We start from the raw sequence: 9,193 nt of genomic DNA on the forward strand, positions 1-9,193 counted from the left end.
GATCAGCCCGCCTGGGCGACCGGGAAGGCGCCCGAAGTGATGGCCGTGGCCCGGTAGGCGATGCCGTGCCGCTGCTGGCCGTTGAACACGCTCTCCCACGGCCGGGCGATCAGACCCGGCAGGGAGACCGGAGCACCGACCGAAAGCCCGTCCGTCACACCGCTTTCGGGGATGGTGACCTGAATCAGCGACGACTCCCCCTCATCGATGAAGACGACGCCAACCGTCATCAGTGCCTCGCCGCTCACCGCGTCCTTCGCGATCTCACCGGTCTGCCGGTCGCGCACCTTCGGCGACGGCGCCTCGGTGAGCAGGATCGTGGCGGACGAGGCGTCAATACGGATCACACGCACAGAGATTTCTCCTTCTGAGTGGATCAACTCGCCACATGACAAGTTGACTTAGCAAGTTCGACGTTAAGGATGCCAGGTTGACTTGTCAAGTGGCTACCAAGTGGAACTCACCCCGAAGGAAGCTCAGTTCAGCCGGTAGGTGTCTTCCAGCTCTTGCCGGTCCGCAGGCAGCAGTACGTCGACGACCTGCAAGGCCTGCCCCGAGGTGTCGCAGGCGATGACCATCACGCTGAGGACGGGAACACCCTCAGGGAGCTCCAGAAGTTCAGCTTCCCCGCTGTCGGGCAATCTCGCCGAGACCCGTTCCGTCACGTGGTCGAAACGCACTTTCTTCCGCGCCTCAAGATGCTCACGGACGCTGCCGCTCAGGGCTTCGGAAGTTTCCAGCTCGGTTCCCTCGACCAAGCCGGCAGGGAAGTATGACGAGACCAACTCGACCGCTTCGCCGTCCTCCTCCACCAGGAACCGGCGCACGAGAACCTTCGCCCGCTTGGGCAGTCCGAGCGCCGAGGCAACGCGAGCAGGAACGGGCACATGGCCGACATCAATCAGGCGGCCCGGCGCTTGCGATTCGTCGCGCTCCAGCGCCGAACGACCGCGGCGGTCCTTCTGCTCGCCAGCCTCGGGGCGTCCCCGCACGATCGTGCCGTATCCCTGCCGGGACTCCAGCCAGCCGTCACGCTTCAACAGCTCCAGCGCTCGCACGACGGTCGGGCGGGACATCGCGAAGGCTTGCACCAACTGGTTCTCACTGGGCACCCGTGTGCCGGGCGGGTACGTGCCGTCCTCGATGCGACCTTGAAGGGTCTGCGCGAGGCGCACGTACTTCGGTGGCTCCACTTCATACGCCATGAACGCCGCCCGTCGGGATTGGACCAGTCAACTGGTCAACCAGACTAGCGACACTTGCACACTCACAGTAGAAGGGGGCCGAATCCTTCGTTCGACGGCCAGGCGCCAGCCACCACGGCGGAGACCACGGTCCCGCCGAATCGACTGGGCCCGGAGTGCCATGAGTCGGCGATGGCGTCGACCAGGAACAGGCCGCGTCCGTGTGCCTCGCTGGCCTCTGGGCGCCGCAGTCGCACGTTCGCCGGGAACCCCGGGTTGTGCACCTCGATCCGAAGCGACGTCTCCACGCGGTACCACTCAACGCGCACAAGCCAGGGTTCATCCGCCCGTCCGTAGAGAATCGCGTTGGTGACCAGCTCCGAGACCATCAGCGTGCAGTCGTCGATCGAGCAGGCCGGGTTGTACGCGGCGATGAACTTCCGGAACCAGCTCCGGGCCCGGGGTACGGACTCCGGCGCCGGGTGCAGGATCATCGCCCCGAGTCGTGCGGTACCGAAACCGTCGCGGCCATTGGTGGTGTCATCCATCCGCGCTCACTCCTTGCCGCTGCCATCGCAGTCGAGACAGCGCCGCTTCGATGTGGCACGAACGCGGTCGTTGGCCGTGGAGAGCGCCAGAGCCGTACGGGAGCCGACGCGTTTCCAACCGCGCCCCCGGCATCCCCGGCAAGCTAACCGCGCACCCTTGTCCGGCCGCTGACTCGTCACGCCGTGCCCCCTTCCAGTCCAAGTGGCCTTAGCCACTTTGTGGATAGTGGCATTAGCCACTTGGAGTGTGCAAGTGGTTCGGCGCAACTGCCGGGCTGTCAGGTGAGGGGGTAGCCCTGTTCGAAGGCCCAGCGGTGCGGGGGATAGGTGGCTTCGGCGAACTCCAACGGCCGGTCCTGAAGGTCGAAGACGACGTGATGAACAATCAGAACCGCTGAACCGACGTCCAGTTGAAGGTCCGATGCCTCCTCGTCGGTGGCGCTCCGAGCGCACATACGGTCCTCGGCGTAGCTGCCCTGGCGGCCCGTCATGTTCTCGACGTACATGAGCGTCCCCTCCTGGATCCGCTCAGGCTCCAGGAGCTTCGGCGCACGCTGGCCGACGTCAGGAGCAAACCACGAGGTAGACAGGGTGATCGGCCCGTCATGGTTGTTGGTCACCCGTCGCCGGTGCACGGCCCGACGATCCTTGACCAGCCCCAAGGCTTCGGCCACGTGATCCGGCGCATCCAGCCAACCAGCCGACGTGATCACCGCGTACTCACCGGGCGTGTAGATCTTCCCGGTCTGCCGGGCCCGGCCGTACAGCTCACGCGCCCGCCGGTTGACCTCCAGGCTGCGCACATACGTGCCCGATCCCTGGCGCTTCTCGACGAGCCCCTGATGGCTCAGCGCTTCCAACGACCGTGCAGCCGTGGGCCGGGACACCTTCCAGTCCGCCGCCAACTGGCGCTCCGAGGGCACCTCGTCCCCCGGCCTAAGGTCTCCCCGAAGGATCTGATCGCGGATGAAGTGCGCGATCTGGAGATACTTCGGCTGAGCCTCCTCGATCTGAGGCATTCGCCCTCCTCGTCCAAGTGGCTATGGCCTCTAGCCACTATAGAGTGAGTGGTCAACCCTCCACCCCGTACGCTGACCGCATGAAGCGGTTGATCGTCGCAGCAGGAGGAGGGGGCGACGCTGTCGCCGCCGCAATGCTTCACGCCGCCCTCTACGGCGACGAGGACCAGGCGGTGATCCTCACGTACGCGTGGGACCGCCTCCTCATCGACCCGGTACCGGGACCCCGAGGACCGGACAACTTCACCGGCCTCGAACAGCTCACCCCGGCAGTCTGGACAGTGCCGGCGGACGCCCGCCCGATCGCTCCGGCAGGCTCCACACTCCCCCGGCTCGCAGCAGAGCTCCCGCACACCTTCGCCCTGATCGACCCGCACCACGGCGCCGAGGGCATCACACGCCAACTCGAAGAACTCATCAACCACTTGTCGCCGGAGTCGATCGACCTGCTCGACGTGGGGGGCGACATCCTCGCGCGGGGCGATGAGCCGACGCTGAAGAGTCCACTGGCCGATGCCCTCACGCTTGCCGCGTGCTGCCAGGTGAACGCTTCGATCCGGCTGTTGGTCGCAGGCCCTGGCCTGGACGGCGAACTACCCCTCGACGACTTGCGCGGCGTGCTTGGCCCCCTCGTCCACACCTTCATGGCGGAGGACGTGGAGCCGGTCAGCTCGGTGCTGGAGTGGCACCCGTCCGAGGCCACTGGCATGCTGGCCGCCACAGCCCAGGGTGTACGCGGCACCTGCGAGGTCAGGGACGCCGGTCTACCCGTCGGGCTCACGGATGAAGGCCCGACCGTCCACGAGATAGACCTGGACGAGGCAGTCAGCCGCAACCAGCTGGCTCGCGCCATCCTGGCGACCGAAACGCTCGACGAGGTCGAGGCCCACAGCCGCGAGATCTGCGGCTACTCGGAAATCGACTACGAACGCAACAAGGCCGCATGGCTCAAAGACCAGCCGCCCGCGGACCTGGTCCCACAGACCGTGCTGGCCCAACTCGACCAGTTCGAGGGCGAAGCCCGGCGCCGCGGAGTCACCCACACGACGTTCCGTCACCTCACCGAGGCCCTGAACCTCAACGGCTCCCAGCGCGAGGACCTGCGCCAGCTCCTCATCAGCAGCCGCCCGGAACAGTACACAGCTCCGCTCTGGAGCGTCCCTCCGCCCGAGCAAGGGCACTGACCATGGTCCTCAGTCGACTTGTCATGCTGACGTCTCGAAAGCAGCTGCCGTCTCAAAGTCGAGGAACCTTTCGACGACAGCCTCGCTCCCGTCTTTGAAGATCACTCGGCAAATGCACAGAGCCGGCCCATATGCCGAGGTAGCGAAGCCGATGTGCTTGCCGTCACCTCTGTTCGGTACATCAAAGATCCGGTTGCCCCAGTAGCGACCAAGGAAGAACTGCGCCCGCTCGACGTCGTCGAGGCGACCACTGGGGCCTTCCACTAGGTACGTAAAGATGTCAAAACGCTGCCCGGGTGTCCTCGACGGACTGATGACATGGGCAAGGTGGATGTTCCGCGTTTCGCCCTTACGATCCATGCGGTACTGGCCCCACGCGGCTGGCGCCCCCGGTTCATCAGGATCCGGCAAACGGCCCGCCGCAGCCCCGTCAGCGGACGGGGTTTCAGTGCCCTGCTCACTCGCAGCCTGAGGAGGGAAGGTAGGGAGGTCCCCAAACTGCAGAGACAGGCTGCCTAGCCCAACCGAGAACGCCCCGCCTCGCTCAATGCGTGTCCGGAGGATGGGAGCCAGGGCTGCAAGCTGCGTCCGGAAAACAACGAGGACTCCGACGATGAGCAACACCCAGACGAGGGTCTGCATGAGGGGCACATACGCGTCCATGATCGCCTCCGCGACAATCTGACAGGCCAAGTGTGTCCGCTCGCACCTATGCACGGAGCGCCTGGCACAGCGTCAAGCATCCACCCAAGTCGGGCAAAATACGACGCTGCTGACTGAGTTACAACTTTCTCTACGGGTTCAAGGCGGCTCGCTCCGCTCCCCGCGCGCGGCCCGGCCCCCGGCCGGGCCTGCGCTCCTGTCTCCGCCCCGCTCCAGCCCGGCCGGTGTCCGTGCCGCGCATTGAGCGAGCACGCGGTGAGCCTCAGAGATCATGCCTCCGGCGGGGGCGCTCAGACTCCAGGATGGACGGGGCGCCGTTCGCGAGTGCCGGCCAGGCGTGGCGTGCGTGGGGAGCTCCCATCCCGTCCGCCATCGACCCAGGCAGAGCCGAGCAGACGCGGCCCAGGGCGTCAAGGTCGTTCGTACAGTGGCGCGCTCCACCTTGACGCCCTGAACCACGCCCGCTCCACGGTGTGTGGGCCGACGGCAGACGGGATGGAAGCTGGGGAGAGTGGCGGGTTGGGGCAAAGAGTCGTCAGCGGACTCCTCTGGGGTGAAGACTGGACAGATGCGCCAATAGGCACAGAGAGGTTGGTATGCCTACAGCGACCTTCCGCATCAGCGGCACCGAGATCCTGCATGAAGACCGTAAGCGTGCGCTCGCGCGTCTGGCTGATGATCTCCAGTCGTTCGGCGTGGAATGCCCCCTTAACTACAGGCCACCTGACCCAGGGCGACGCGGGGTCACCTGGTTCGAAGTTCTGTATATCTACTTGGGCACCAAGGCGCTCGAAAGCCTGACGGGCTACGTTTTTGACGCGCTCGCGGAGCAGACACTGGGACGCGTGATCAACTGGGCCAAAGATCGACTTCGGAGGGGCGAGACCAACCGGCCGCAGTCGATCACGATCTATGGCCCGGACAATGAACCCTTGATCACTGTGAAGATCCGCAGCGCTGAACAGATCGAGATTGAGGATCACCGCTCGGGAACATCGGACGACGACGCCAGCCAGTGACGACACAGGGGGCGGCGGTCCGACTTGACTCGGTGACCTAGGCAATAGCCTGCAGGACTCGTTGGATGGACAACCATGGATGACAGCGTGCATCAGAGTGCAATACGGCTGCGCAGCTGAATCACATTACTTCCCTGATCGGAAACAGAACGGATAGGCGCATGCGGCAACTCATCCGCGGTCGCATGCTGCTCCAAGACCTTCATGGCGAGTTCTTCCGACCAGTCGGCGCCACGCGCCGCAGCAGCAGTGCTCAGGCCAGCACCATAGTGAATTTCCATGAGCTTTCGGAACGCCCGCGGCTTCTCCTGCGGCACATGTCCGGGCTCTTGGCGATTCCAGCCGCGAGCACTGATCTGCTTATACAAGCTGATTGCTCGCTCCTGATCGACTACGCCAATCTCCCTGGCTCCGCGAACCAAGCTCTTGATTGAGACTCCCCATTGCGTCTTGAGCATGGCGAGTGAGCTCAACGTTGGCCTAGCGGGCATCACCTGTGCCAGCGCTGCACGCGGCGTCAACAGCTCAGCAGCAAAGGCGTCCGCCTCCGCCTCGACCATGCTCCCAGTCTGGCCAGGTTCGTGCAGCACAAGATGACCCAACTCGTGGGCCACCGTGAATCGCACTCTGTCTCCGGGAACATCGGAAAGCACTGCGATAATTGGCTCATCTCCCTGCCATGCACAGAAACCATCTAGGTTCTCTGCTTGAAATGGCAGCCCCAAAACGGTAACCCCGGCTCGCTCAACCGCGAGGATTAGATAAGGAAGCGGCTCATTGGGCGTAAAGCCCAGGACCTCTCTAGTTTTCGCCGCCGCCTCCGCAGGGTTCGCCCCACGCGTTATGGGAATACGACAGGGAATTGACCGAGCACTAGAACTTAGGTTGCGATATTCCTCGTAGACGAGCCTGGCCCACTGCATCGCGGCGGTCTTGGCCCGTTGCGTAAGCCGACTACGCGCCCGGAGTTGAGGAGACAGGGCTTCGAGATTTACGATTGGCGGGCGCCTGAAAAACTCAACGGAGACGCCGAACGTCGCAGCCAGAAGAGCCTCTGTTTCCTCATCTGGCTGCGCGCTCCCCTTCTCGATCCGCGACAGTTGATACTGCGACACCCCGGGTACGACACGGGCGAGCTCACTCTGCGTCATCTGGTGCATCTCTCGCACCTGCTTGACGCGCTCGCCGTGGATCATGTCGCCTAGTCTCCTAGTTGCCTGTACTGCTGGTCCGGTTCAAGTTCATCCAGGTCGGCCGCCCGGAGCCTAGCCATGCTCCGAGAGAGCTTGCCAACCCAATCGACACGCAGACTGTTCCGCCGATGGCCGCCCCCGAGAGGCCGCACGAGCGTCATCGGATCAGTCAACTTACCTGCGTCGTCCTTCCACAGGAGCAGCAGGTTATCCGTCTCCAGACCGGGGATCGCGGATTCAGACTCCTGACCCCAGAACGCTTGCCGCCTCTTCGAGCGCCCGGGCAGGGGGATAGTTATCCCACCGGTCCGAACATCGTCGCTTGGCCGCAGGATGCGCACGGCCATGCTCCGGTAGAAGAGCAGCAGGCCCGACATGGCGTACAGGGGGCGCCCCTCGTCGGTCTCGGCCTGAAGCCCCGCATCCCGCAGCTGTTCGAGGGCGATCCTACGAGCCGTGTGAGCGTAGTGCCACGGGTCGTCCGACCGGCGCAGCTCGTTGTTGGTGTGATGCTCGTTAGCGGCCTTGAGACCCGTCTCAAGGGCGCTGAAAACCGGCGGGATGACAGACTGAAGCTGCCGCACCGACTCTGCATACGTTGCCATGTGCATAATATGCCACGCAAGTTCACACCCCGCCCCCTGTTCCTGGCGTTGATCACAGACGAGACTATGGGAACTTACGTTCGACGCACCAGGGGGTGCCTAGATGACGAGGTAGGCGTACGCGAGCCACGGGGCGTGAGTAACTGCGTGACAACGCTGACGAACAGCACCGGACGGGCGCGGGTGACGACAACCCTGCACACTCGGTCGGCAGCACGCTTGCTCCCTGTGCCCGCGCCCCTGCCGTGCCCGATCGACCGGTAACTGACGGGGAACGATGGCGGTTGAGGGACAGCGCGCAAGAGAACGGTCCCCGACCGATTGACCTGGTCAGGGTTCGTTCGCTGTGGGTGTGGAATTTGAATCCACGGTCACATCGTTGCGACGACGATTTTCGAGATCACTCGTGGGTTGCCCCGCCCATTGAGACTCCGCCAACGTTAGGTCTCAACGCGTGTCCGCTAGAAGCCTGGTTCGGATTCACCAAACTCAATGAATCCGACGAGCGTGAGGTCCTTTTCTCCCACGATTGCCAGAACATCCTTGTAACGCTTCGACTGTCTGAACGTGCGGATCCGCGCGGCAGGCTCGTTGTACACGTTAAAGACGCCGGAAGACGTCATTACCGCAACGCTATCGAAGAACTCAACTGCAAACCCCGAAGCTAGGTCGCTCGTGGAGAGAATTTCAGACCCACCAACACTCCTGAGGGGGAGGTGCTTGAATTCGACATTCTTCTTAACTGTGACGTCGCGGTCCTCAAATGCCGAAATATTTACAACCTCTAGGGTGTCCCCTTCCTTAACGAGTAGTCGATAGTTAGAGTTTCCCAAGACTTCAATTTCCTCCTCACGTGCCTTCAAAGCGCTCCGATCTCTACTGCTAGATACTCCTTTACTCTCCACAGCGCGATACGTCAGCTCTTCAATGCTAATCTCCGCGTCATATCCCGTGACCATCCACTCATCGAACTGAGTGTTTTCGTGAGACCTACCCCTAACATCATGCGCCTTAAGGAAGCCTGGCATAGGTGAATCCGTGTAGTTCAAGAGATGCCTGGACGCAGTCGAACAAGCTACGGAGTAATCCGCTACCTGCTCCATTCTGTTTCCTGAACGCCGAATGGAGGGGGAAGTGTACGCGTCGTCAGCGAAGGGATCCCCATGGTCGCCGTCACCATCTCCATAATCGCCATCACCGTAAAGCTGGATGGGAGAAAACCACAAGCCGCGATCTTCCGCCGACGCGTTGACTGCCATATATTGCGCGGCAACGCATCTCGTCTCATGTTCTAGGAACTGAGTAAGTGGCATTTCTTCGATGGGGCGGCCTGGATTGAAATAGGACTCGAACAGGCCTTCACTCGTCGCCTGATAAAGGCGATTCGCGTAGATCGCAGAGTCAAACAAGTACCCAGGCGTGGTCGCACCACCAATTCTCGTTGGCTCAAGATCTAGAGACAGATCTAGCTCATTTCCTTCGAGTCGAAAGTCTCTCAGGAAAGCCGTTGCCACTTCAGGCATACCCATAATCCGGCGGAACGCCGAACTCACCTTCCAGTCATTCCTCAGAATGAGATAGTCCAGGAGTCCAGATCGCGATCGCCCAAATTTCTTGAGCACCGCCTTAGAGAGCCTTTCCATCTCCAGAATGTACAGGGAACCGTCTCTCCCCCAGAGGAGAACATGCTCCTTGTAAAGCCAGGCGTCACGCCACTCTCCCGGCACTCTTAGGCGAAAAACACCCGCCACGGACACTAGATCCTCCCCGTCATGAGG

At 62.6% G+C, this 9,193-nt stretch carries 10 protein-coding genes; 2 read left to right on the forward strand and 8 right to left on the reverse strand.

All coding sequences use genetic code 11. The features are described from left to right. Positions 1–2 precede the first annotated feature (2 nt). The 4 genes from ACTWQR_RS29800 to ACTWQR_RS29815 all read right to left on the reverse strand — a co-directional run bounded on the left by ACTWQR_RS29800 (position 3) and on the right by ACTWQR_RS29815 (position 2,751). Positions 3–353 carry an SCO3933 family regulatory protein gene (locus ACTWQR_RS29800; protein ID WP_383392472.1) on the reverse strand — a complete coding sequence of 117 codons (351 nt, stop codon included), beginning with the start codon at positions 351–353 and terminating at the stop codon, positions 3–5. 123 nt (positions 354–476) lie between these two features. Then, a complete protein-coding gene (locus tag ACTWQR_RS29805; protein ID WP_443230289.1) occupies positions 477–1,205 on the reverse strand; it encodes a GntR family transcriptional regulator in 729 nt (242 codons plus the stop codon). Between the two features lie 62 nt (positions 1,206–1,267). After that, positions 1,268–1,732 (reverse strand): ATP-binding protein, encoded by a 465-nt coding sequence (locus tag ACTWQR_RS29810; RefSeq protein ID WP_443230290.1) that lies wholly within the window; start codon positions 1,730–1,732, stop codon positions 1,268–1,270. Positions 1,733–2,010: 278 nt separating this feature from the next. Next, positions 2,011–2,751 (reverse strand): GntR family transcriptional regulator, encoded by a 741-nt coding sequence (locus ACTWQR_RS29815; protein WP_443230291.1) that lies wholly within the window; start codon positions 2,749–2,751, stop codon positions 2,011–2,013. 80 nt (positions 2,752–2,831) lie between these two features. Between ACTWQR_RS29815 and ACTWQR_RS29820 the strand changes: the two genes are divergently transcribed. Next, positions 2,832–3,935, forward strand: a complete 1,104-nt coding sequence (locus ACTWQR_RS29820; RefSeq protein WP_443230292.1) for a DUF1152 domain-containing protein — start codon at positions 2,832–2,834, stop codon at positions 3,933–3,935. Between the two features lie 21 nt (positions 3,936–3,956). Here the strand turns inward: ACTWQR_RS29820 and ACTWQR_RS29825 are convergent, their stop codons facing one another. After that, the gene (locus ACTWQR_RS29825) at positions 3,957–4,598 is read right to left on the reverse strand and encodes a pYEATS domain-containing protein (RefSeq protein ID WP_443230293.1); all 642 of its coding nucleotides are present in this window, start codon (positions 4,596–4,598) and stop codon (positions 3,957–3,959) included. Positions 4,599–5,194: 596 nt separating this feature from the next. Between ACTWQR_RS29825 and ACTWQR_RS29830 the strand changes: the two genes are divergently transcribed. Continuing rightward, complete coding sequence (locus ACTWQR_RS29830; protein WP_443230294.1) at positions 5,195–5,617, forward strand: hypothetical protein; 423 nt, start codon at positions 5,195–5,197, stop codon at positions 5,615–5,617. Positions 5,618–5,709: 92 nt separating this feature from the next. Here ACTWQR_RS29830 and ACTWQR_RS29835 read toward each other — a convergent pair whose 3' ends face one another. From ACTWQR_RS29835 to ACTWQR_RS29845, 3 genes are all read right to left on the reverse strand, one after another. Then, positions 5,710–6,813 (reverse strand): ImmA/IrrE family metallo-endopeptidase, encoded by a 1,104-nt coding sequence (locus tag ACTWQR_RS29835; RefSeq protein ID WP_443230295.1) that lies wholly within the window; start codon positions 6,811–6,813, stop codon positions 5,710–5,712. A gap of 5 nt (positions 6,814–6,818) precedes the next feature. Then, positions 6,819–7,415, reverse strand: a complete 597-nt coding sequence (locus tag ACTWQR_RS29840) for a hypothetical protein (protein WP_443230296.1) — start codon at positions 7,413–7,415, stop codon at positions 6,819–6,821. Between the two features lie 461 nt (positions 7,416–7,876). Continuing rightward, positions 7,877–9,172, reverse strand: a complete 1,296-nt coding sequence (locus ACTWQR_RS29845; protein ID WP_443230297.1) for a hypothetical protein — start codon at positions 9,170–9,172, stop codon at positions 7,877–7,879. Positions 9,173–9,193: the final 21 nt, after the last annotated feature.

Source organism: Streptomyces sp. 2A115 (assembly GCF_052245575.1).
In the GTDB taxonomy this organism is placed as follows: domain Bacteria; phylum Actinomycetota; class Actinomycetes; order Streptomycetales; family Streptomycetaceae; genus Streptomyces.

Excerpts from the sequence above, each read along its gene's own strand:
- ACTWQR_RS29805 (WP_443230289.1), bottom strand. The coding sequence starts at position 1,205 with ATGGCGTATGAAGTGGAGCCACCGAAGTACGTGCGCCTCGCGCAGACC.
- ACTWQR_RS29810 (WP_443230290.1), bottom strand. The coding sequence starts at position 1,732 with ATGGATGACACCACCAATGGCCGCGACGGTTTCGGTACCGCACGACTC.
- ACTWQR_RS29815 (WP_443230291.1), bottom strand. The coding sequence starts at position 2,751 with ATGCCTCAGATCGAGGAGGCTCAGCCGAAGTATCTCCAGATCGCGCAC.
- ACTWQR_RS29820 (WP_443230292.1), top strand. The coding sequence starts at position 2,832 with ATGAAGCGGTTGATCGTCGCAGCAGGAGGAGGGGGCGACGCTGTCGCC.
- ACTWQR_RS29825 (WP_443230293.1), bottom strand. The coding sequence starts at position 4,598 with ATGGACGCGTATGTGCCCCTCATGCAGACCCTCGTCTGGGTGTTGCTC.
- ACTWQR_RS29830 (WP_443230294.1), top strand. The coding sequence starts at position 5,195 with ATGCCTACAGCGACCTTCCGCATCAGCGGCACCGAGATCCTGCATGAA.
- ACTWQR_RS29835 (WP_443230295.1), bottom strand. The coding sequence starts at position 6,813 with ATGATCCACGGCGAGCGCGTCAAGCAGGTGCGAGAGATGCACCAGATG.
- ACTWQR_RS29840 (WP_443230296.1), bottom strand. The coding sequence starts at position 7,415 with ATGGCAACGTATGCAGAGTCGGTGCGGCAGCTTCAGTCTGTCATCCCG.